Origin of the sequence: Novosphingobium sp. AAP83, from assembly GCF_001295795.1 — a bacterium.
Taxonomy (GTDB): domain Bacteria; phylum Pseudomonadota; class Alphaproteobacteria; order Sphingomonadales; family Sphingomonadaceae; genus Novosphingobium.
In genome coordinates this window covers 195,819-215,952 of the sequence record NZ_LJHY01000004.1, presented here as the reverse complement: position 1 = coordinate 215,952, position 20,134 = coordinate 195,819, and the positions used below count along the sequence as shown (strand labels likewise).

26 protein-coding genes and 1 tRNA gene are annotated in these 20,134 nt (G+C 59.7%); 17 read left to right on the top strand and 10 right to left on the bottom strand.

Annotated elements, in window-relative coordinates:
• Positions 1-9: 9 nt before the first annotated feature.
• Together ubiB and IP81_RS04060 are read right to left on the bottom strand one after the other, a co-directional pair.
• On the bottom strand, positions 10-1,563 hold the full coding sequence (ubiB, locus tag IP81_RS04065) for a 2-polyprenylphenol 6-hydroxylase (protein WP_054106687.1): 1,554 nt from the start codon (positions 1,561-1,563) through the stop codon (positions 10-12).
• 142 nt (positions 1,564-1,705) lie between these two features.
• Positions 1,706-2,443: a class I SAM-dependent methyltransferase gene (locus IP81_RS04060; RefSeq protein WP_054106686.1), complete on the bottom strand. Its 738-nt coding sequence runs from the start codon at positions 2,441-2,443 to the stop codon at positions 1,706-1,708.
• Between the two features lie 74 nt (positions 2,444-2,517).
• On the opposite strand from IP81_RS04060, the gene mutM reads away from it, so the two are divergent.
• A complete protein-coding gene (gene mutM / locus IP81_RS04055; RefSeq protein WP_054106685.1) occupies positions 2,518-3,330 on the top strand; it encodes a bifunctional DNA-formamidopyrimidine glycosylase/DNA-(apurinic or apyrimidinic site) lyase in 813 nt (270 codons plus the stop codon).
• Between the two features lie 19 nt (positions 3,331-3,349).
• Here the strand turns inward: mutM and IP81_RS04050 are convergent, their stop codons facing one another.
• The 3 genes from IP81_RS04050 to IP81_RS04040 are packed head-to-tail and all read right to left on the bottom strand — an operon-like array spanning position 3,350 to position 5,617.
• The gene (locus tag IP81_RS04050) at positions 3,350-4,141 is read right to left on the bottom strand and encodes a GDSL-type esterase/lipase family protein (protein WP_054106684.1); all 792 of its coding nucleotides are present in this window, start codon (positions 4,139-4,141) and stop codon (positions 3,350-3,352) included.
• On the bottom strand, positions 4,141-5,340 hold the full coding sequence (locus tag IP81_RS04045; protein WP_054106683.1) for an aminotransferase class I/II-fold pyridoxal phosphate-dependent enzyme: 1,200 nt from the start codon (positions 5,338-5,340) through the stop codon (positions 4,141-4,143). The genes IP81_RS04050 and IP81_RS04045 overlap by 1 nt, the downstream gene beginning before the upstream one ends.
• A gap of 37 nt (positions 5,341-5,377) precedes the next feature.
• Positions 5,378-5,617 (bottom strand): acyl carrier protein, encoded by a 240-nt coding sequence (locus IP81_RS04040; RefSeq protein WP_054106682.1) that lies wholly within the window; start codon positions 5,615-5,617, stop codon positions 5,378-5,380.
• A 150-nt stretch (positions 5,618-5,767) separates the two neighbouring features.
• Here IP81_RS04040 and IP81_RS04035 point away from each other — a divergent pair, with 150 nt between their 5' ends.
• A complete protein-coding gene (locus tag IP81_RS04035; protein WP_082355951.1) occupies positions 5,768-6,349 on the top strand; it encodes a Pycsar system effector family protein in 582 nt (193 codons plus the stop codon).
• Position 6,350: 1 nt separating this feature from the next.
• Here IP81_RS04035 and IP81_RS04030 read toward each other — a convergent pair whose 3' ends face one another.
• Entirely contained in the window at positions 6,351-6,713 is a 363-nt protein-coding gene (locus IP81_RS04030; RefSeq protein ID WP_054106681.1) for a response regulator, read from the bottom strand.
• Positions 6,714-6,827: 114 nt separating this feature from the next.
• Between IP81_RS04030 and IP81_RS04025 the strand changes: the two genes are divergently transcribed.
• From IP81_RS04025 to IP81_RS04005, 5 genes are read left to right on the top strand one after another with little or no spacing between them, the layout of a single operon-like run.
• Complete coding sequence (locus tag IP81_RS04025) at positions 6,828-7,058, top strand: DUF3572 family protein (RefSeq protein WP_369800700.1); 231 nt, start codon at positions 6,828-6,830, stop codon at positions 7,056-7,058.
• Entirely contained in the window at positions 7,055-7,684 is a 630-nt protein-coding gene (locus IP81_RS04020) for a hypothetical protein (protein ID WP_054106679.1), read from the top strand. Before IP81_RS04025 ends, IP81_RS04020 begins: the two co-directional genes overlap by 4 nt.
• Positions 7,681-8,148, top strand: a complete 468-nt coding sequence (locus IP81_RS04015; protein WP_054106678.1) for a RidA family protein — start codon at positions 7,681-7,683, stop codon at positions 8,146-8,148. The genes IP81_RS04020 and IP81_RS04015 overlap by 4 nt, the downstream gene beginning before the upstream one ends.
• Positions 8,129-8,908 carry a glycerophosphodiester phosphodiesterase family protein gene (locus IP81_RS04010; protein ID WP_054106677.1) on the top strand — a complete coding sequence of 260 codons (780 nt, stop codon included), beginning with the start codon at positions 8,129-8,131 and terminating at the stop codon, positions 8,906-8,908. Before IP81_RS04015 ends, IP81_RS04010 begins: the two co-directional genes overlap by 20 nt.
• Positions 8,909-8,915: 7 nt before the next feature.
• Complete coding sequence (locus IP81_RS04005; protein ID WP_054106676.1) at positions 8,916-10,046, top strand: GNAT family N-acetyltransferase; 1,131 nt, start codon at positions 8,916-8,918, stop codon at positions 10,044-10,046.
• 1 nt (position 10,047) lies between these two features.
• Here the strand turns inward: IP81_RS04005 and IP81_RS04000 are convergent, their stop codons facing one another.
• The gene (locus IP81_RS04000) at positions 10,048-10,392 is read right to left on the bottom strand and encodes a sel1 repeat family protein (protein WP_054106675.1); all 345 of its coding nucleotides are present in this window, start codon (positions 10,390-10,392) and stop codon (positions 10,048-10,050) included.
• Between the two features lie 295 nt (positions 10,393-10,687).
• Between IP81_RS04000 and dksA the strand changes: the two genes are divergently transcribed.
• The 4 genes from dksA (at position 10,688) to IP81_RS03980 (ending at position 13,681) form a co-directional block, all read left to right on the top strand.
• A complete protein-coding gene (gene dksA / locus IP81_RS03995) occupies positions 10,688-11,146 on the top strand; it encodes an RNA polymerase-binding protein DksA (protein WP_054106674.1) in 459 nt (152 codons plus the stop codon).
• Between the two features lie 166 nt (positions 11,147-11,312).
• Positions 11,313-11,687, top strand: coding sequence for a PilZ domain-containing protein (locus IP81_RS03990; protein WP_054106759.1), 375 nt, complete (start codon positions 11,313-11,315; stop codon positions 11,685-11,687).
• Positions 11,688-11,762: 75 nt separating this feature from the next.
• Complete coding sequence (locus IP81_RS03985; RefSeq protein ID WP_054106673.1) at positions 11,763-13,229, top strand: ABC transporter substrate-binding protein; 1,467 nt, start codon at positions 11,763-11,765, stop codon at positions 13,227-13,229.
• A 5-nt stretch (positions 13,230-13,234) separates the two neighbouring features.
• A complete protein-coding gene (locus IP81_RS03980; protein ID WP_082355948.1) occupies positions 13,235-13,681 on the top strand; it encodes a DUF4112 domain-containing protein in 447 nt (148 codons plus the stop codon).
• Between the two features lie 3 nt (positions 13,682-13,684).
• On the opposite strand, the gene IP81_RS19520 is transcribed toward IP81_RS03980, so the two are convergent.
• Positions 13,685-13,861: a DUF1674 domain-containing protein gene (locus IP81_RS19520; protein ID WP_082355947.1), complete on the bottom strand. Its 177-nt coding sequence runs from the start codon at positions 13,859-13,861 to the stop codon at positions 13,685-13,687.
• A 72-nt stretch (positions 13,862-13,933) separates the two neighbouring features.
• Here IP81_RS19520 and IP81_RS03975 point away from each other — a divergent pair, with 72 nt between their 5' ends.
• A complete protein-coding gene (locus IP81_RS03975; RefSeq protein WP_054106672.1) occupies positions 13,934-15,193 on the top strand; it encodes an RsmB/NOP family class I SAM-dependent RNA methyltransferase in 1,260 nt (419 codons plus the stop codon).
• Positions 15,194-15,244: 51 nt separating this feature from the next.
• On the opposite strand, the gene msrA is transcribed toward IP81_RS03975, so the two are convergent.
• The gene (msrA, locus tag IP81_RS03970; protein WP_054106671.1) at positions 15,245-15,781 is read right to left on the bottom strand and encodes a peptide-methionine (S)-S-oxide reductase MsrA; all 537 of its coding nucleotides are present in this window, start codon (positions 15,779-15,781) and stop codon (positions 15,245-15,247) included.
• 76 nt (positions 15,782-15,857) lie between these two features.
• Between msrA and IP81_RS03965 the strand changes: the two genes are divergently transcribed.
• From IP81_RS03965 to IP81_RS20035, 5 genes are all read left to right on the top strand, one after another.
• A complete protein-coding gene (locus IP81_RS03965) occupies positions 15,858-16,715 on the top strand; it encodes a class I SAM-dependent methyltransferase (RefSeq protein WP_054106670.1) in 858 nt (285 codons plus the stop codon).
• 51 nt (positions 16,716-16,766) lie between these two features.
• On the top strand, positions 16,767-17,615 hold the full coding sequence (aguB, locus tag IP81_RS03960) for an N-carbamoylputrescine amidase (RefSeq protein WP_054106669.1): 849 nt from the start codon (positions 16,767-16,769) through the stop codon (positions 17,613-17,615).
• Positions 17,612-18,103: a 2-amino-4-hydroxy-6-hydroxymethyldihydropteridine diphosphokinase gene (folK, locus tag IP81_RS03955; protein ID WP_054106668.1), complete on the top strand. Its 492-nt coding sequence runs from the start codon at positions 17,612-17,614 to the stop codon at positions 18,101-18,103. Before aguB ends, folK begins: the two co-directional genes overlap by 4 nt.
• A 39-nt stretch (positions 18,104-18,142) precedes the next feature.
• Positions 18,143-18,218 (top strand) — tRNA-Lys (locus IP81_RS03950).
• 658 nt (positions 18,219-18,876) lie between these two features.
• The gene (locus IP81_RS20035) at positions 18,877-19,200 is read left to right on the top strand and encodes a hypothetical protein (protein ID WP_197274509.1); all 324 of its coding nucleotides are present in this window, start codon (positions 18,877-18,879) and stop codon (positions 19,198-19,200) included.
• Position 19,201: 1 nt separating this feature from the next.
• Here the strand turns inward: IP81_RS20035 and IP81_RS03945 are convergent, their stop codons facing one another.
• Positions 19,202-20,083 (bottom strand): MBL fold metallo-hydrolase, encoded by an 882-nt coding sequence (locus tag IP81_RS03945; RefSeq protein ID WP_054106667.1) that lies wholly within the window; start codon positions 20,081-20,083, stop codon positions 19,202-19,204.
• Between the last annotated feature and the right edge of the window lie 51 nt (positions 20,084-20,134).

The following is a 20,134-nucleotide window of genomic DNA, read 5'->3' as shown; positions in this document are numbered from 1 at the left end:
TTGGACCTATCAGCCCCAGAGGCCGAGCGCGTGGGCACCGGCCACAGCCACAGCGCCTGCAAGGAACGGCACCAGTTGTCCCAGCCAATTGCGACGACGCCGATTGGGGCCGACGATCAGATCGATCTCTGGCAATGGCGGCGCTTCAGGAGCGCCCCCCTTGGGCGGAAACTTCTCTTCGATCCGCCGCACCAGATCGGGCAAGCCGAGCAGCGTCTTGACGCCCTCACGCATCTGGTCCGCAATCGCCGCTTCAGGGCCGAGTTCATCGCGAATCCAGTCGCGCACAAAGGGTGATGCAGTGTCCCACATGTTGATTTCGGGATCGAGTTGGGTGGCGATGCCTTCGACCATGACCATCGTTTTTTGCAGCAACAGCAAGTGTGGCTGCGTTTGCATGTCGAAATCGCGGGTGATCGCAAACAGTCCGTCGAGCATCTGCCCGACAGACAATTCGCTCACCGGACGTCCGCGCATCGGTTCACCCACCGCGCGCAGGGCAGTCGCGAATTCTTCGACCGAGTGGTAGCTTGGCACATATTGCGCTTCGAAATGGATTTCGGCGACGCGGCGGTAATTGCCCGTGGTCAGGCCATAGAGGATTTCGGCAAGCCACTGGCGCGCGCGCCGGTCGATCCGGCCCATGATGCCAAAATCAATCGCGGTAATCGTGCCATCGGCTTCGACGAACAGATTGCCCTGATGCATGTCGGCATGGAAATACCCGCCGCTGATCGCCTGCGTCAAAAACGCGATGACGAGGCGCGAAGCCAAGTCCTTGCGATCAATTCCCGCCGCATCTAGAGCTGCCGTATCGCTGATCTTGATACCGTCGATCCAATCGAGCGTCATCACGCGCCCGTTGGTGCGGTCCCAATCGATGGCGGGCACCCGGTAGCCTGCATGGGCACGCATCAAGTCGGCAAGTTCGGATGCCGATGCCGCTTCGCGCCGCAGATCAAGCTCGCGCACAGTCCAGCGTTTGAAGTTGGCGATGATCATGCGCGGTCGTAACCGGCTCGCCTCGCCGCCCAGAGCCTCAAGGTGCGCTGCGGCCCATTCATAAGTCGTGATATCGCGCGCCAGCTTTTCCCGCACGCCGGGGCGCAGAATTTTCACCGCCACCTTGCGGCCTTCGGTGGTAACAGCGCTGTGCACTTGAGCGACTGATGCCGCGCCAACCGGCTCGGGATCGAATTCCGCGTAAAGCGCCTCCAGCGGCTTTTCGAACGAGCGTTCAATCTCGGCCCGGATCAGCGCGAAATCAACCGGCGGCAGCTTGTCTTGCAATGCCAGCAAATTGTGCGCGGCTTCCTCGCCCACCAGATCGGGGCGGGTGGCCAGCGTCTGGCCCAGCTTGATCGCGGCGGGGCCGATGGCGCGAAATGCTCCGGCGTAGTCTGGCGTCTTGGGCTGGCGCGTGCCGAACCGCGCGACACGGCACAGCGTGCGCACGGGTGCAGGCGTATTGGGATCAGCCTCGATCCCGCGCAAGGCACCGTGGCGCGCAAGCGTGCGGCCCCAGCCGAGCAAACGGCGCAAATGTGTGGCGGGGTGAGTCATGCTCGGATGACGCTGTTAAACCCCCTCCTCTTCAGAGGAGGGGGTTTGGGGGTGGTGGGATCAGGGCGCTGCATTTGTCGCAGCACCACCCCCCGGCCCCCTCCTCTGAAGAGGAGGGGGAGTTGTTCTGGCAGACCCTGCATCACACCTTCCAGCCCGAATGGATCGCGACCAAGCCGCCAAGGATCGGCTCAACCTTGGTATGGCGGAAGCCTGCTGCGCGGATCATGCCTTCAAATTCGGGCATGGTCGGGAAGCGGCGGATCGATTCGATCAGGTAGCGATAGGATTCCTCGTCGCCTGCAATCATCTGGCCTAGTTTGGGCACCAGCTTGTGCGAATAGGCGTCGTAGATTTCGGAAAAGCCCGGCCATTGCGTGGTCGAGAATTCCAGGCAGAAGAACCGCCCGCCAAACTTCAGCACGCGGTGCGCCTCGGCCAAGGCTTGGTCGATGTGCGTCACGTTGCGGATGCCGAAAGCGATGGTGTAGGCATCAAAAAACCGGTCGCCAAAGCTCAGCTCTTCGGCGTTCTGGCAGGACCAGACCAGCCCGTCCAAGCCCTGCTTCATTGCGCGTTCGATGCCTACATCGAGCATGTCCTGATTGATGTCAGACACGGTGATCTGCGCGCCCGATGGAGCCATGCGGAACGCGATGTCGCCGGTGCCGCCAGCCATATCAAGGATCGTCTCGCCCTCTTTGGGGCGGACGCGGCGCACGAACTTGTCTTTCCACAAGCGGTGCATGCCAACAGACATGGCATCGTTCATCACGTCATACTTGCGCGCCACGTTCGAGAAGATCGCGCCAACGCGGCCTTCTTTTTCATCGGCGGGGATATCTTCGTAGCCAAACGAGGCAGTTTCTTGTGCGGTCATGCCTAGCGCCTTTAGTGGGGAATTGCCCGGACGGCAAAGGGTGTTAGGTGAGGGGTGTTAGGGGTGATGGCGTTATGCCCGAATTACCAGAAGTAGAAACCACTGTCCGGGGACTTACAACCGTGCTTGACGGGCAGGTTATCGCGCGCGTTGCGGTCAATCGCGCCGATTTGCGGCGTCCGTTCCCTGTGGACTTGGCGCAAGCGCTCACCGGCGCGCGGGTGACCGGGCTTTCGCGGCGCGCGAAGTATGGCCTGATCCACACGGATCGTGATCGCACGATGGTGTTTCACCTTGGTATGTCGGGTCGCTGGCGAATCGATCCTGAAGATATCGGCAAGCATGACCATCTGGTGCTGGAGACCGGCGATGGGCGAATTCTGGCGCTGAATGATGCGCGCAGGTTTGGCTCGGTCGATCTGGTCGATACCCCGGCGCTCGATGCCTGGCCGCAATTTGCCGCGCTGGGGCCGGAACCGCTGGGCGAAGGGCTGTCTGTCGCGCATCTCAAAGCCGCGTTCAAAGACCGGATTTCGGCGGTGAAGCTCCTGCTGCTCGATCAGCGGATCGTGGCGGGCTTGGGCAATATCTATGTCTGCGAAGCCCTGAACCGTGCGCACATCCATCCCGAGCGTGCAGGCGGCAAAGTTTCCGCCAAAGCGCTCACCCTGCTCGTCCCCGCCATCCGTGATGTCTTGAACGAATCCATCGCAGCAGGCGGATCAACCCTGCGCGATTACGCCCGCCCCAGCGGCGAACTGGGCTATTTTGCCAAAGACTGGCGCGTTTATGGCCGCGAGGGGGAGGAATGCGCCTGTGGCGGCACGGTCGAGCGCGTAGTACAGGGGGGGCGGTCGACGTTCTTTTGTGCGAAGTGCCAGAAGTAATGAAGGGGCGGTGAGCTGTTTAGCGCCGCTTCGCCGTCGGTGTTTTTCCCCGCAGTTTTTCCGCCTCGGCAATCGCGGCCCGCGCGATGGGTTCCATCAGGGCATAGCCCTTGGCGTTGGGGTGGATGCCGTCAGGTGCCAGGTCGGGGTTGATGCCGCCTTCGGCGTTGACCAGCGCCTTGTGGTAATCGGCGAAGGCTGCGCCGCGCGCTTTGGCATAGTCTTTGAGCCAGGTGTTGAGCGCGACGACTTGGGGGGCGGGTGTAAGGTTTGGTCGCCACGGGAACTTGGCGGCGGGCAGGATGCTGCCGATCACCACCGCGATGCCGTTGGCGCGCGCCAGATCGACCATCGCGGCGATGTGGTTGGTGTACATTTCGGGGCTGGAAGGGCCGGTATTGCCCGCCACGTCATTGGTGCCCACCATGATGTGCACCACTTTGGGGCGCAGCCGCACGACATCCTGATAGAACCGCACCAGCGCTTGCGGGCTGGTCTGCCCGCTGATCCCGCGCCCCACCGCGCCGCTGACGAACAGCGATGGCGCAAGCGCGACCCAGCCCTCGGTAATCGAATCACCGATGAACACCACGCGAGGCGCTTGAGCGATTTGCTTGTCGGCTTCGGCATAGCGGCACAGCCACGCCCAGTCGTTCTGGCGAACGTAGGGGTGGCCTGCGTGAAAGCCCTGCGTCTGCACAGGGCAGGGCCTATCGCTCATCCCTTCGGGGACAGCGGCTGGCGCTGGCGGGCGGTTTTGCGCCTGTGCGGGCGTTGAAAGCAGTGCCAGCGCCAGCAAAGCCTTGCGCATCAGATGATCCCGATGGCCTTGCCAGCGCGTTCGAACATGCCAATGATGGTCTGCACCTGATCGGCAGTGTGTTCGGCGCAGAGCGAACAGCGCAGCAGCGTCATCCCCGCTGGCGTTGCCGGTGGACGCGCAAGGTTGACGTAAAGCCCTTCGTGCAGGAGCGCTTCCCACATGGCGGCGCCGCGTTCGAGATCGGGCATGATCACCGCGATGATCGCGCTTTGCGCTTCGGGCGTGCCCAACTGGAAGCCCAGATCGCGCAGGCCCTTGTGCAACACGCGCGAGCTTTCCCACAGTTTGTCGCGCTTGGCTTTGCCGTGCATCAGCTTGCGGATCGATGTCGTGGCGGTGTGCATCACACTGGGCGGCAGCGAGGCGGTGAACACATAAGGGCGGCAGACGAGGCGCAGGATTTCAAACTTTGGGTGGTTCGAAACGCAGAATCCGCCCACGGTGCCAACCGACTTCGAGAACGTGCCGATCACGAAATCGACATCTTCAAGGCAGCCCTGATCTTCGGCCACGCCGCGCCCGTTGGGTCCGATAAAGCCCATCGAATGTGCTTCATCGACAAGCACCATCGCGCCGTTTTCTTTGGCGACGCGGATCATTTCCTTCAGCGGGGCGATATCGCCCAGCATCGAATAGACGCCTTCAAGGATGACCAGTTTGCCTGCGCCTTCGGGAATACGCTTGAGGCGCTTTTCCATCGCGACGATATCGTTGTGCTTGAACGGCACCACTTCGGCATCGCCCATCTTGCAGCCGTCCCAGATCGAGGCGTGGCTGTCGATATCGAGCACGATGTAATCGCCTTTGCCCGCGATCGTGCTGATGATGCCAAGGTTGGCCTGATAGCCGGTCGAGAACACCATGGCATGATCCATGCCGTAGAATTCCTTGAGCGCCTCTTCACAAGCGCGGTGCCCGGCATAAGTGCCGTTCAGCACGCGGCTGCCGGTGGTGCCTGAACCGAAATCATCAAAGGCCTGTTTGCCTGCCGCAATCACATCGGGGTCAAAGGTCATCCCCATGTAATTGTAAGTGCCGAGCAGGATCGTCTCGCGCCCGTTGCACACTGCTACGGTGGGCGAGATTACGCGTTCCATCACGAGATTAAACGGATCTTCAACCCCGCCTGCCAGCAGCGCGCGGCGCTGTTCGATCAGGGGATCAAACTTCGAAAAAAGGTCGGTCATGCGCTTATGTTGTCCTCTGCCTTCGGCAACCGGGATTTTAGCCCTGTAGTTTTGTCACCGCATCGATAAGCTGGCCATATGTCTCAATTTCAGCTTGCTGGTTCATGCTTATGATGATGTCGAAGTCATCTTCGATGGCTGCGACGAAGTCCATCACGGTCAGGCTGTCCCATTCCAGATCGCCGGCAAAAGTGGTCGCTTCGGTGACTGCAACGCCCTTTTTGTTAAAGGGTTCAATCAGTTCAGCGATTTTTTCGGCAGTTGCGGCGCGATCCATGTTTCTTTTCTCCAACGGGCAGCCTTTGGGCGATTAGCCCCTGCCAGACGATTAAGGCGGAAAAGCGGCCATTGCCCCTGCTTGTCAAGCGCAGCGACAATGTGTCATCCCCGATTACCTGAAAATTATACGAAAACTGAAGGGAAGACCATGGCCGAAACCGGCGATCAGTCCGCAAAGCCAGCCGCCACACCATCGATGTTGTCCCCGACAGGCTTTTCCAACCACGCCATCCATCTTGTCCGCACCACGCAGCAGATCAATCTCTCGCTGAGCCAGATGGCAGACGCCAAGGCCTCGATTTTGATGGGGGCGACGTTCTTGGTGTTCACGATTTCCGTGGGGCAGGCCAGAAGCGGGCCAATACCCTTTTCGCTTGGCGTGCTGGCTGTGTTTGCGTTTATCTCTGCCATGTGCGCGGTGTTTGCCGTCTTGCCCAGTGTTGGAGGACCGGGCAAAGCGACCGTTACCGGTGCCAAGCCGAACACGCTGTTCTTCGGCTATTTCACCCATATGGATGAGGATGAATGGACTGAGTCAATTCTGGCCGAACTTCATTCCGATGAAACCGTGTTCCGGACAATGTTGCGCGACATTTATCAGAACGGCCAAGTCCTCCAGCGCAAGAAATACCGTTTTCTAAGCTATGCGTACAAAAGCTTTATAGCCGGAATGTGCCTGACAGTGGTCACGTTCGTGATCGAGCACGCTGGCAACGGGACAATCGGATAGGTCAGATCAGCTTGTTGACCGCTACCATGAACGGCCCAATCGACACAGGCTTGGCAAGATACCCCTCAGCGCCTGCATCGCGAATCGAATCCTCATCGCCTTTGCCAGCGTAGGCCGTGACAGCGAGGATCGGGATGGCCTTGAGGTCATCATCGGCCTTGATCGCGGTAATCAGGTCCATGCCGGAAACTTCGGGCAACTGGATATCCATGATGACCAGATCGGGCATGAATTGGTGCGTCTTCGCAATAGCCTCGCGCCCATCGGCCACGGGTTCAACCTCAAACCCATTGGCGCGCAAAAGGTCGCAGAAGAGCTTGCGGTTAAGGTCGTTGTCCTCGACAACCAGAATTCTTTTTGCCACTGACAATCGTGTTCCCGGACGGCATGGCTTTGCCGCTTTCAGGACCACCCATATTGCCCGAGAAAGGCCCTGACAATCATTCGCGAACCCGCTTCCACGCCTGATGCATCTGCATTGGCCCTTCAGGCCCTTGGCTGGGTGCTGTCTGACGGCCTGCGTGCCGAGCGTTTTCTGGGGCTCACAGGCCTCACGCCCGAGGAACTGCGCGCCGGATTAGGCGAACCTGCGGTTCTGGGCGCAGTTCTCGATTTTTTGGCGAATCATGAAGGTGACCTTGTCAACGCGGCAGCGGCACTCGACATCTCGCCCGCGGCCCTGATCGCCGCACGAAAGGATTTAGCATGAGCCGCCCCTTGATCATCAGCGATTGTGACGAGGTGCTGCTGCACATGGTCGCCCCGTTCCGCGATTGGCTGGCGGAAAAGGAAGGCGTGACCTTCAAGATGGACAAGGCCGATTTTGCCAATGCGCTGCGTTATTCCGCTGATGGCAGTGCCGTGCCGACAGAAGAAATCTGGAACTTGCTCAATCGTTTTTTCGATACCGAAATGTACCGGCAGCAAGCGATTGCCGGGGCCGTGGCAGGGATCAACACAATTGCCGAGAATGCGGATGTGGTCATTCTGACGAATCTGAACGATCATCGCCGTGAAACACGCACGCAGCAATTGGCAGATGTCGGCATCAACGCCCGGGTATTCACCAATCAAGGGCCAAAAGGACCGGCGTTGAAGGCGATCCTCGATGAGTATAAGCCAACGCGTTCACTGTTCATCGATGATCTGCCGCAGCACCATGATTCGGTCGGGCAATTGACGCCCGACGTGATCCGGCTGCACTTGTGTGGGGAGCCGATGATTGCGCCGCACATCGATTGCGCGCATCAAGCGGGCCACGCACACGCACGGATTGACCAGTGGGACGCGGCGCTGCCGTGGATCCTTGAACAAATGCATGGAGAAGACGCGTGACCGATAAAGTTGAAGCCCGTTTGGCCGAGTTGGGTCTGACCTTGCCGCAAGCCGCAGCGCCTGTGGCGGCTTACGTGCCCACAGTGGAAGCGGGCGGACTGCTGCACGTTTCGGGGCAATTGCCGTTCATCGATGGCAAGCTGGTAACCGGTCGGTTGGGCAAGGACGTCAGCCTTGAGGACGGCAATGCAGCGGCGCAGGCATGCGGCTTGATGATTCTGGCGCAAGTCAAAGCCGCGCTGGGATCGTTGGACCGGGTTGAGCGCGTCGTTAAGCTGGGCGCGTTTATCAGTTCGGCAAAAGATTTTACCGATCAGCCCAAGGTCGCCAATGGTGCGTCGGAATTGATGGTTGCAGCGTTTGGCGATGTGGGCAAACATGCGCGCAGCGCTGTGGGTGTGCCGGTTTTGCCATTGGGAGCGGCTGTGGAAGTCGACGCTATCTTTGCTATTCGCTCTGCTTGACAGGTTCTTCGTTACCGCGCCTGATCCGGCGCGTGTGGGCTGGTTGCGCGGGGTAACTTACGCGCATCGAGGGCTGCACGGGGCTGGTACCGGTGGCGGTGTACCGGAAAACTCGCCCACCGCCTTTGCCTTGGCGATCGAGCGTGGGTTGGGCATCGAATGCGATGTGCAGCGCACCGCCGATGGGCAGGCCGTGGTATTCCATGACTGGGAGCTTGAGCGATTGACCGGCGAGACCGGAGCAGTGCTTGACCGGCGGATGGACCAGTTGACCAAAATCGGTTTGAGCGGCAGCGCCGATTGCATTCCCACGCTGCGCGAATTCCTGAACCAGGTGGCAGGGCGCGTGCCCGTGCTGATCGAATTGAAATCCCGGGGTGACTTGCGCGCAGCGCCACTATGTCTGGCGGTACGCCGGGCGCTTGAGGGTTATCGCGGGCCTGTGGCGGTAATGAGCTTTGACCCGCGCGTTTCGCGCTGGTTCAGGCGCTATTCCCCGCACATCGTGCAAGGGTTGGTGGTCACCGAAAACGGTAATCGCACCCTTCTTGCGCGCATCAAACTGCATCTGGCGTTCTGGCAGGCCAAGCCGCAATTTCTGGCGTGGGATATCCGCGATTTGCCCAGCAAATTTGCGGCGACACAGCGCAAGCGCGGTTTTCCTGTGCTGACATGGACGGTGCGCTCGGCAGAGCAGGTCGCACGGGCGGCTGACTGTGCCGATGGACCTATTGCCGAGGGTGCAGGGCTGGGGGCATAAGGCCTGCGTGACCTATTCAGCCCGAATCCACAAATCAGTTTCCGAAATCGCAGCCGGGGATTGGGACCGGCTGGCCGGGGATGGGAACCCGTTTGTTTCACACACTTTTCTCAAGTTGCTTGAGGATTCGCGCTCGGTGGGAGCGCGCAGCGGCTGGTCGCCTTTGCCGATTGTGATCGATGGGGCAGATGGTCGTCCGGCTGCGGCCCTGCCTGCCTATCTCAAAAGCCACAGCCAGGGCGAATATGTGTTCGATCATTCGTGGGCGGATGCGTGGGCCAGAGCTGGCGGGGAATACTATCCCAAGTTGCAGATCGCCGCGCCGTTCACCCCTGCGACCGGGCCAAGATTGCTGGTGGGCGATCAGCCCGAGCTTGCCCTGCCGCTGCTGCGCGCAGCTGAACAATTGTGCGAAAACAATGGGCTATCTTCGGCGCACGCGACATTCATCATGCCAGAGCAACTGCCGTTGTTCGAAGAAGCCGGGTGGATGCTCAGAAGCGATATCCAGTTCCATTGGGACAATCGAGGCTATACCAGCTTTGACGATTTTCTGGCGGTGCTTTCGTCCGACAAACGCAAGAATTTGCGCAAGGAACGGGCAAAGGCGCAAGACGGCATCGAGATTCGTGCGCTTACCGGAGCAGAAATCAAACCCGAGCATTGGGATGCGTTTTGGGTCTTCTATCAGGACACCGGGGCGCGCAAATGGGGGCGGCCATACCTGACGCGTGAAGCTTTTGACCTGATTGGTGAGCGCATGGCAGACAAGGTGCTGCTGGTGCTGGCCTTCCTTGATGGCCAAGCGGTGGCAGGCGCGATCAACTTTATTGGTGTCGATGCGCTGTATGGCCGTTATTGGGGCGCGTTGATCGACAAGCCGTTCCTGCACTTCGAACTGTGCTATTATCAGGCCATTGATGCTGCGATTGCCTTGGGACTTTCCCGCGTTGAGGCAGGGGCGCAAGGTGGACACAAATTGGCGCGCGGTTATGCGCCGGTACAGACGTGGTCAGCCCACTATATCGTCGATCCCGGCTTTTGCCGCGCAGTTGCAGATTTTCTGGTGCGGGAGCGCGCCGGGATTGCGCAGGACCAGTTGCTGCTGGGAGAGCGCACGCCTTTCAAGAAGGGGTAAATCAGGCAGCAGCGCGCCCTGCACGCAGCCATTCGCGGGCGCGACGTTGGGCTTCGGCGATTTCGCGTGCGGTCATTTCGTCAGAAATGTCCGCGCGGCATAAGGCAGCTTCTTCGTGGCCGCCAACGGCGGCAAGGTTGAACCACTTGTGTGCTTCAATAAGATCGCAGGCAACGCCATGGCTGCCTGTGGAATAAGCAACGCCCAGATCGAACAACGCGTTGCCATCGCCGTTGGTAGCTGCGGCCAAGCAAGACGCTACAAGCAATTCCGCCGTTTTGGCCGATTCGGCGTTGACGCCAGGGCTGCTTTCGGCGGCAACCAATTTTATCCAGGAATGTGTCATTTCCCAATACCCCTGTGGTGGAGCACAATCCTGATGTGGCTCCGATGGGGCCAAAGTCTCTAAACTTGGTCAATAAATGATTAACGCGGTGAACCTTCTGTCGCGGGATGAAACACAGCAGACACGATTGCCTGCCATGGCGGGCGCATCGGCCATCCTAAATGCAGGGAATGCGCCAAATAGCTTGTGCCCTTTTCGGGCGGTGCCTATAGGCCCGCAAGTACTGAGTCCGTTCGCCTGAAAGGGAAAAGAAGCGGGCCGGGAGGGGTGAGCAGCTTGTTACGCGGAGGGCCGAATGGCTGGGGTCTTGAGTGACGAAATCGATGTCTTGGCAAAAGCGCGTCGCGCTTTGTCAGGTGATTATGTGCCAACGGACGACGAACCTTACATGAACGAGGCGCAGCAGGATTATTTCCGCAAACTGCTCCTCGAATGGAAAAAGTCGATCCTATCCGCTTCTGCTGGAACCCTTTCAGCATTGCAGGACGGTCCGATTCGTGAACCTGACCTCAACGATCGCGCATCGAGCGAGACGGACTGGGGCATTGAACTGCGCACGCGTGATCGTCAGCGCAAACTGATTGCCAAAATCGATTCGGCCATGCGGCGGATCGATGAAGGCGAATATGGTTATTGCGAAGTGACAGGAGAGCCGATCGGTCTTGGCCGCCTTGTTGCCCGGCCGATTGCGACGATGACGGTCGAAGCGCAGGAAGCGCATGAACGGCGTGAGAAAATTTCGCGCGATATGTAACGTGCAGGTTGCTGTAGTGCAGGCTGCGGGGCCGCTAAAGTTGGTTAATTTGTGTCTGGGCTAATGGATCGTTAACCTTAATTCTTCAAAGTTCTGCTACGAATTTCTGTGAGTATTGCTCGTGCAGGCGCATACGGCGCACCGCAATCGTGACGAAACTCTGGCAATGGCAGGACCTTTGGTGACGGACATGGACCATCGGCAGTTATCGCGTGACAGCCTTTTCCTGATGGCAGAGGTGCGTCTGGTCGGTTCCGAGGCTGAGTATCGCGTGAAATTGCGCAATCTGTCTGCCGGTGGTATGATGGCCGAAGGCCCTATGACAGTGCAGCGTGGCAGCCAGGTCGAGGTTAACTTGCGCAATATCGGTTGGGTCCAAGGTGTTGTCGCATGGATACAGGATAACCGGTTTGGCATTGCTTTGCTTAAAGAAATTGATCCAAAACTGGCGCGCGCGCCACTGGTGATTGGCGAAGGTACGCCCCGTTTTGTAAAGCCGCCGATCTCGTTCCACGGCATCGGGCCTATGCGCAAAGTCTAAAGCCCTATTGAGACATTTGCGCAGCGGGCCACACAAGACCTGACCTTGGTCCAGTGTTCTGCTAGGTTGTGGCACATGGCCGGTCGTTTTTCCGCAATCCTAGCAATCGTGCTGGCGCTTGGCGCCTGTGGCAAAAGCCAAGATGGCGCGCTGGGCGTTGCCGTGATCGGTGATTCGGCGGTACTGAAAGAGCGTGGCGTGAGGTTGTCCCCGCAAGCTCAACTGGTCCGCGCTGCTACAACCGAAGGACTGGTCAGCTTTGACGAACAAGGCCGCGTTGTCGCAGCTCTGGCTGACCGTTGGATCGTCACGGACAATGGGCAAAGCTATATCTTTCGCTTACGCGATGGAATCTGGCCTGATGGCAAGCGAATCAGCGCCGAGGCTGCGGCGATCTCCCTGCGCAAGGCCATTGGCGCACTGAAAGGCACGGCCCTTGGGCTGGATCTGGCCGCGATTGATGAAGTTCGGGTAATGGCTGATCGCGTGATCGAGATTGATCTGGTCGCGCCTGTACCGGAATTGCTGACCTTACTGGCCCAGCCTGAACTTGGCTTGCACTATGGTGGGCGAGGCGTGGGGCCGATGACGTTCAAGACGGGAGACGATGGCGCTCACGATTTCACGCTGATTCCTCCCGAAAAGCGCGGCCTGCCCAAGCAAGCCAATTTTGCCACGCGCGCGCGGGTGTTGGCTGTAACCTTTGCGAGTCCGGCCAAAGCTGTTGCCATGTTTGACGATGGTTACGTTGATGTGTTGCTGGGTGGCAAAGTGGACACCGTGCCTTTGGCCGGGCGGATCGGTTTGACGCGCGGCAATGTCCGGCTTGATCCGGTGACGGGCATGTATGGCCTGATCGTCGACCGTGGCGATGGCTTTCTGGCCGATGCCGCCAACCGCGAGGCTCTGGCCATGGCGATTGATCGTGAAGAACTGCTGGCCAGCTTCAATATCGGTGGATGGCAGCCGACCACACGGATCGTTTCGCCCGATGTCGAAGATGATCTTGGCACGATTGGCGAGCGTTGGCAGGGCATGAGCCTTGCTGACCGTCATGCCCAAGGCGCGGCGCGGGTTGCGGCGTGGAAAGATGCGGGACGGGCACTGCCTACGCTGAATATCGCCATGTCTGATGGTCCGGGCTCCAGCCTCGTGTTTACAGCCGTGCGTGACGGCTTTGCCAAGATCGGCCTTTCTGTGCGCCGCGTGCCCGAACTGGATCGCGCCGATCTGCGCCTGATTGATGTGGCCGCGCGCTATGGCCGCGCCACGTGGTTCCTCAACCAACTTTCGTGTAGTGTGCAAAAGGCTGTATGCAGTCCGATTGGTGATGAGCGCGTGGCAGAAGCCCGCCGTGCCACCGATCCGCAGGCACGCTCTGCCTTGCTGGCCGAAGCTGAGGCGGAGATTACAGCTGCCAACGGCTTTATCCCCATCGCGAGGCCTTTGCGCTGGTCGATGGTGCGCAGCGGCACCAATGGCTTTGCGCAGAACCTTTGGGGCTGGCATCCCTTGCCGCCAATGGCGTGGCTCCCCAAATAAAGCGCATGGACAAACCGCCCTTCAACGCTTCGCCTTCACCAGCCCGTCGGCCCGAACGGCTCCGGCCAGAACTGCCGGGCCTTGGCAATGACCCCGCATCCGTGCGCCAACGTGTTGAAATGCTTGAACGCGTGCTGGAGCGCAGCTTCCAGATACCGGTCATCCGCCGCGATGTGGGGCTGGATGCCATCGCCGGGATGGTCCCTGTGTTGGGCGATGTGTTGACGGCTGTGATGGGCGCTTATGTCGTTTGGGAAGCGCGCAATTTGGGGCTACCCAAGTGGAAGCTGTGGCGCATGGGCGCAAATGTGGCGTTCGATACCGCGATGGGGGCCGTGCCACTGGTGGGTGATGCATTCGACTTTTTCTTCCGGTCTAACACGAAGAATCTTAAGATCCTGCGCAAGCATCTGGACAAGCATCACCCCGCATCAGGGGTGATCGAGGGGTAACCCTCAGAAATCAATCGCGATGCCGTTCTTTTCCCAATCGCCAAAACGGGTGGGGTCTATGCCATCAGGATCATCGCGATGCTCGGCCGCTTTGGGCATGGGTGCGGGATCAGTGGTCCAGTGATCGGGGCGGGCGAAAGTCGCCGGGCGGGTGGTGGCGCGCGGGGTTGGATTGCTCATGGCGCCTAAATGGGCGTTCGAAACCCGAAGCGCAATTGCCATTTGGGGCAGCAGGGTCGATAGGCACCCTCTATGGCCCGTAACAACAACCCTGATGAAGTCCCCGGCGTACCCGCACGCCTTGCCGCGCTGCGGCTGCTTGATGCCGTTCTGCGGCGCGGAGAGCCGCTCGATCAAGCCGCGCCGCCAATCCTGCGCGCGATTGAGCGCGGTGATGACCGCGCGCTGGCCACTGCGATTGCGCAAGAGGCGTTGCGCTGGATGGCAGACTTGGATGCGCTGATCGATCAGGCAACGCGCACAGTGCTGCCCGAGGATGCCAAGGCGCGCAATGTGCTGCGGATCATGCTGGCGCAGGCGCTGCGGTTGGGTCTGCCGGGCCATGCTGTGGTGGCAACCGGCTTGCCCTTGCTGATGGGCGGGCCGCGCCGCTTGGCGCATGGCGTGTTCTCTGCCGTGACCAAAGCCAACCCCAAATTGCCCGAAGCACCTAGCCTGCCCGATGCTGTGGCGGATCGCTGGGATGTGGCGTGGCCCGAACGCGTGGAACAGATAGCGCGCGGATTGGCCGAGCCGCCACCGCTCGACCTCAGCCTGCGTGATGCCAGCCAAACGGCGCAGTGGGCTGAAACGCTGGGCGGGCAATCGCTGGCGCCGGGCCATGTGCGCCTGGCGCGTGCGGGATCAATCGAAGCGCTGCCCGGCTTTGCCGAAGGCGCATGGTGGGTGCAGGATCTGGCCGCCAGCGTGCCGGTGCGATTGCTGGGCGCTGGGCAAGGCCGCCGCGCGCTTGATTTGTGCGCGGCTCCGGGCGGCAAGACGCTGCAATTGGCAGCCGCTGGCTGGAAAGTCACCGCGCTCGATAAATCCGCCCGCCGGGTAGAGCGTTTGCAGGACAACCTGAAGCGGAGCGAGCTTGAGGCTGAAGTGGTTGTGGCCGATGCACTGACATGGACTCCGGACGAGCCGTTCGATGCCATCCTGCTTGATGCCCCGTGCAGCGCCACGGGCACCTGCCGCCGCCATCCCGACGTGCTGCACCGGTTGGCGAACATGGGCGAACTGGGCGATTTGCAGCGCGCCATGCTGGAACGCGCGTCAAGCTGGCTCAAGCCCGGCGGCCAGCTTGTCTATGCGGTATGCTCGCTTGAGCCTGAAGAGGGCGAGGCGCAGGCCGAGGCGTTCGGTTTGCTGACGCCGCAACCTGTCACCGATGCCGAATTGCCCGCAGGCATTGCCGCGGCCAACGGCTATTTCCGCGCCGACCCCGGAATGCTTTCCGAAGTCGGCGGGATTGATGGCTTTTTTGCTGCGCGGTGGGTTAAGGGTTAAGTTTAAGGTTTAAAGCCCACCCCCGACCTCTCTCGCAGCGGGGTGGGCACCTTACCCCTTAACCCGCTCCGCAAAACTCTTGCGCAGCTTCATCAGTTTGGGTGGGATCACGGCGAGGCAATAGGGGTTGCGCTTGCCTTCGCCTTCCCAATATTCCTGATGATAGTCCTCCGCCGGATACCATGTGGCGGGGCCTTCAATGGTTGTCACAACAGGCGCTGCCCTGCCAGCTTGATCGCGCGCGATGGCTTCTTTGGCATCGGCCAGTTGCACATCGTCCAGCGGGAACAGCGCCGAACGGTATTGCGTGCCCACATCATTGCCCTGCCGGTTCAACTGCGTGGGGTCATGCGTGGCGAAGTGGATGTCGAGGATATCGCCGTAGCTGACTGTTGTGGGATCAAACGTGACGCGAATCGCCTCGGCATGGCCGGTGTTGCCGGTGCAGATCTGCTTGTAGGTCGGGTTGTCCACTTGGCCGCCAATGTAGCCGCTTTCGACATTGCTGACGCCAATCACGTCGCGGAACACAGCTTCTGTGCACCAGAAGCATCCACCAGCGATAATGGCCGTTGCTTGTTCGCTCATGCGTCTTATTCTCCTTATATGTTTACAAGATAGGCAGGCGCACTCCGCTTGTCATCGGCCCTTAGGAGAATCCCCCATGCGTAAAGCCAGTCTTGCCACATTTGCCCTGATCGCCGCTCTGTGCTGCTCCCTGCCTGCCGCTGCCCAACATGAAGGCCATGTGATGGCCAAAGCCGCGATTGATCCAGCATTGGCCACTGCGGTGGCAGATAAATCACGCGCAACCGATAGTCTGCGCGACAAGTATCGCCGCCCGGACGAAACGCTGACATTCTTCCAAGTAAGCCCCACGATGAAGGTGGGCGAATATGCCCCCGGCGGTGGCTGGTACTCGCGCCTGCTTGGCCTTTACCTTGGCCCCAAGGGCAAGTTGGTGGGGCTTTTTGCCGATGCCAGCAAAGGCACCGAACAGATGCAAGCCAACATCGCCAAGAACGTCGCCAAGTTCCCGGCTGAGGTTGCCGAATGGGCAAGCCTTCCCGCCGACCGCTTCAGCGCTTTGACGCTGGGCGCGATTCCCGATGCCGAAAAAGGTACGTTTGATCGCATTCTGGTAATGCGTGCGCTGCACAACATGATGCGTTCGAACGTGGCCGACAGCGAAATCCGCAAGATGCGCGAATTGTTGAAGCCCGATGGCATGATCGGCATCGAACAGCATCGCGCCAAGGCAGATGCGCCATTCGCGTACACCGATGGATCGAAGGGCTACATGCTCGAAGCCGATATGATCAAGCTGATGGAAATCCACGGCTTTACCTTCGTCGGCAAAAGCGAGGCCAATGCCAATCCGAAGGACCCCGCCAATTGGCCGGGTGGCGTATGGACGCTGCCACCGTCGATGGGTGAAAATACCGAAGCGGCTGAGAAAGCGCGCCTTACCGCCATCGGTGAGAGCGACCGCATGACGCTGCTGTTCCGCAAGCGTCCATGACAACGCGCTACTAAGGTTGAATTGAAGCGGGCGGCGGCTTAGGTCAGGTCCATGAGCCAGATCACCGTCGCCGCCCTGCAACTTGCCCTCCATGCGGGCGAGTCTGAGAATATCGCAGCCGTCTCTGCTTTAGTAGAAGACGCTGCAAAAGGTGGCGCGCAGATCGTGCTGCCGCCTGAACTGTTTGCAGGGCCTTATTTTTGCAAGGTTGAAGATGAGGCGCTGTTCGCGCTCGCCTACCCGCTCGACCAGGACCCTTCGGTGCGCGAAATGCGCAAGCTGGCCAAGGCGCTGGGCATCGCCATCCCCACCAGCTTCTTTGAGCGTGACGGGCACCACTATTACAACACTCTCGCGATGATCGGCCCCGATGGCGATGTCATGGGCATCTATCGCAAGAGCCACATTCCCGATGGTCCGGGCTATGAGGAAAAGTACTATTTCCGCCCCGGCAATACCGGCTTTAAAGTGTGGGATGTATTCGGCACGCGGATTGGCGTGGGGGTATGCTGGGACCAGTGGTATCCCGAATGCGCGCGCGCGATGGCACTGATGGGGGCAGAATTGCTGTTCTATCCCACCGCCATCGGCACCGAGCCTTATGACGCTGACCTCGATACCAGCCGGATGTGGCGGCGTGCGATGCTGGGCCATGCGGTATCAAACTGCATGCCCGTGATCGCCGCCAACCGCATCGGCACCGAGGACGGGCAAAGGTTCTATGGTCACAGCTTCATCAGCGATGAATGGGGCGATTTTCTGGCCGAATTCGGCGCAGGCGAAACCGGCGTGTTAAGCGCGACCATCGATCTGCAACGCGCCGCAACGCACCGCGGAGGCATGGGCTTTTTCCGTGACCGCCGCCCTCAGCTTTACACGCGCCTTTCAGAGGACGTGTGAACCGCTATGTGATCGCGCTGGGATCAAACCAGCGTCATGCGCGCTATGGCAGTCCGTCGGCGATCTTGCGCGCCGCTTTGGCCGAGCTGGTGGTGCAAGGCGTGACGGTTGCAGCCGCCAGTCCGGTTTTGCGCAGCCGTCCGATCGGGCCTTCCTTGCGCGAATATGCCAATGGTGCCGTTGTGGTGGAAATCCCAAAGGAACCGTTGGAACTGCTCGATCTTTTGCAAAGCATAGAGTACACTTTTGGCAGACGCCGCCAAGGCCAACGCTGGCGTTCGCGCACGCTCGATCTGGATATCGTGCTATGGAACGGCGGGGGCTGGGCGGATGAGCGGCTGACCATACCCCACGCAGAATTCCGCAAACGCGACTTTGTTTTGCGCCCTGCGGCACGAATTGCACCTGATTGGCGCGACCCTTTGACCGGCTTGACGCTGAAACATCTGTTCACCCGCTTGACCCGCCGCGGATCCCCCCCTAGGTGACGCGCCTTGCCTCGGTTCCAAAGTGAATCGGTTTGGTGTGGACCCGTAGCTCAGTTGGTAGAGCAACGGACTTTTAATCTGTAGGTCTCGGGTTCGAGTCCCGACGGGTCCACCAATATAATCAATCCATCGGCAGTGCCATCAACTGCTCCAGCTGATGACCGAGTGAAGGAGACGATCATTGGATAGCAGTGGACGTCGGGACAGGTGCTGAAGGCTACAAGTGCTTTGACCCTCCTCCCGACACTAAGGTCAGCAGTCGCAGCCGCATCTCATGGGGGAAGGGCCTCTTCGTCGGTGATCCCACCTTGTGGAAGGCTTGATAATCTTCACCGCCCCATCGACAGAATCTCCCTGATCGGATTCGTAGGCAACCAAACCTTGGCTCCGCATTTCAAGCAGCCGAGATTTTGAACCAACGCCGACTCAAGACTTACATTTAGGCAGTTTCCCGGTATTTTTGGCCTGCAGAAAAGCGGCCACCAGTTAACCGATGACCGTCTAACGATTTTGTGAGCGGTTATTGGATTACGGTGTGTCGATCTTCAAAAGTCACCTGAGGCAGATGCTGCCCGTTCCGAAATCAGAATGGTCAACAACTTAACAGTCAATGCTTTGGCGCTGTTGCGGTGAGCCAACTCGCCCCATTTGTCCCAATGGACGGAACGGTAGCACATTCAGGCAAATAGCAGATCACGTGAACTGGATTCCCTGAAGGCAATCGACCAAACAACGCGGCTCATAGGCATTGCATGCTGGAAAGGCAGTTCCTGTTGGAGCTTGCGCGCTTACAGGTTCGTAACGCTTCATGGGCACGGGTGCTGGCGCAGGGGTCACGGGCACGCGCGCAGGATCGTGAAGGGCTTTATACTTATACTTGGCTTGGTTTGGCGGACCGGATCACGCGTTTGCGCAGGGGTGATTGCCATTGCTGGCGATTATCCCCCCGGTGTTCCATTCGCTGGTCATACAACAGGTTCCCGCAGCCGAGCGTGCTGCGGCTGACCTTGTGGGATGGCACCGCACCTGCCCCGCGCGAATGGCTGGTTGCCACGTGCCACGCTTGCGCAGAATGGTTCGACTGGAGCGCGCTCTAACTCATTCGTCCCAGATTTTCTGTTCGCCCATCGCCACTTCGGTAGAATTGACCAACAGGAAGCCGCCCAGCACATCCACACTTTCGGGGAAAGCCTTGCGCACGCGCGCCTGCAAGTCTTTGGAATCCTTCGAGGCAGCAACCAGTTTGGGCCATTCGTCAATGTAGCGGCGGGTATAGGCCAGCGCGGTGGCATCGTTGCCTTTGCCGGGCTTAGCATGGCCTGAAACAACCAGTTCGGGCTTCAACGCCATCATCGTGTTCAGCGCCTCGCCCCAAGCGACAATGGCGGCAGGATCGGTCTCGCCGAACCACAAGAACACCTCGTTGTGGACCATATCGCCTGGAAACAGCGCTTTGATCGAAGGCACCCACAGCGCGGTGGCGTGCTTGTGATCACCCTGGTTCGGGCCAATCACCTTCAACTCGTTGCCTTCCAGCATAATCGTATCGCCATCCAAAGGCTGCGGCGCGGTGGGGGTGCGGGGGGCATTGGCGCCCATCACCGGGAACCAGCGCTTCACTTTGGCAGGCAAGGAACGCCAGATATCCGCAGCCACTGTAGGGTGCGCCACGACTTTGGCATTGGGAAATGCGTTCATGATCACTTCCATCGCGAAGAAGTGATCGGGGTGGTCGTGGGTGACATAGACCGTCTCAAGCTCTTTGCCGCTATCAAGCACCATGCCGACGACGCGATGCGCATCTGCCCGGGTGAAGGGGGCGTCAACCAGCACGGCCTTCTTTTCGCCCTTGATCAGCGCGATGTTGGAATAGAGCGATGCTTCGCTGGTGCGCAGGATCTCGACTTCCAGCGGCTTTGCCATGGCTGTGCCAGCGATGAAGGCTGTCCCGGCAGCCAGCATGGTGAACAGTTTTCGCATCGGAAGAAGTCCTCTCGGTTCGCGGCTTGCCCGCCGCCAATTGTCTCCAAA

What these genes read in the sequence shown, in the direction of transcription:
- IP81_RS04000 (WP_054106675.1), bottom strand. Translation starts at nt 10,392, where the DNA reads ATGACACATTCCTGGATAAAATTGGTTGCCGCCGAAAGCAGCCCTGGC.
- msrA (WP_054106671.1), bottom strand. Translation starts at nt 15,781, where the DNA reads ATGAGCGAACAAGCAACGGCCATTATCGCTGGTGGATGCTTCTGGTGC.
- dksA (WP_054106674.1), top strand. Translation starts at nt 10,688, where the DNA reads ATGGCTGGGGTCTTGAGTGACGAAATCGATGTCTTGGCAAAAGCGCGT.
- IP81_RS19520 (WP_082355947.1), bottom strand. Translation starts at nt 13,861, where the DNA reads ATGAGCAATCCAACCCCGCGCGCCACCACCCGCCCGGCGACTTTCGCC.
- mutM (WP_054106685.1), top strand. Translation starts at nt 2,518, where the DNA reads ATGCCCGAATTACCAGAAGTAGAAACCACTGTCCGGGGACTTACAACC.
- ubiB (WP_054106687.1), bottom strand. Translation starts at nt 1,563, where the DNA reads ATGACTCACCCCGCCACACATTTGCGCCGTTTGCTCGGCTGGGGCCGC.
- IP81_RS03985 (WP_054106673.1), top strand. Translation starts at nt 11,763, where the DNA reads ATGGCCGGTCGTTTTTCCGCAATCCTAGCAATCGTGCTGGCGCTTGGC.
- IP81_RS04020 (WP_054106679.1), top strand. Translation starts at nt 7,055, where the DNA reads ATGAGCCGCCCCTTGATCATCAGCGATTGTGACGAGGTGCTGCTGCAC.
- IP81_RS04040 (WP_054106682.1), bottom strand. Translation starts at nt 5,617, where the DNA reads ATGGATCGCGCCGCAACTGCCGAAAAAATCGCTGAACTGATTGAACCC.
- IP81_RS04050 (WP_054106684.1), bottom strand. Translation starts at nt 4,141, where the DNA reads ATGCGCAAGGCTTTGCTGGCGCTGGCACTGCTTTCAACGCCCGCACAG.
- IP81_RS03990 (WP_054106759.1), top strand. Translation starts at nt 11,313, where the DNA reads ATGGCAGGACCTTTGGTGACGGACATGGACCATCGGCAGTTATCGCGT.
- IP81_RS04045 (WP_054106683.1), bottom strand. Translation starts at nt 5,340, where the DNA reads ATGACCGACCTTTTTTCGAAGTTTGATCCCCTGATCGAACAGCGCCGC.
- IP81_RS04060 (WP_054106686.1), bottom strand. Translation starts at nt 2,443, where the DNA reads ATGACCGCACAAGAAACTGCCTCGTTTGGCTACGAAGATATCCCCGCC.
- aguB (WP_054106669.1), top strand. Translation starts at nt 16,767, where the DNA reads ATGAGCCAGATCACCGTCGCCGCCCTGCAACTTGCCCTCCATGCGGGC.
- IP81_RS03945 (WP_054106667.1), bottom strand. Translation starts at nt 20,083, where the DNA reads ATGCGAAAACTGTTCACCATGCTGGCTGCCGGGACAGCCTTCATCGCT.
- IP81_RS03980 (WP_082355948.1), top strand. Translation starts at nt 13,235, where the DNA reads ATGGACAAACCGCCCTTCAACGCTTCGCCTTCACCAGCCCGTCGGCCC.
- IP81_RS03965 (WP_054106670.1), top strand. Translation starts at nt 15,858, where the DNA reads ATGCGTAAAGCCAGTCTTGCCACATTTGCCCTGATCGCCGCTCTGTGC.
- IP81_RS04035 (WP_082355951.1), top strand. Translation starts at nt 5,768, where the DNA reads ATGGCCGAAACCGGCGATCAGTCCGCAAAGCCAGCCGCCACACCATCG.
- IP81_RS03975 (WP_054106672.1), top strand. Translation starts at nt 13,934, where the DNA reads ATGGCCCGTAACAACAACCCTGATGAAGTCCCCGGCGTACCCGCACGC.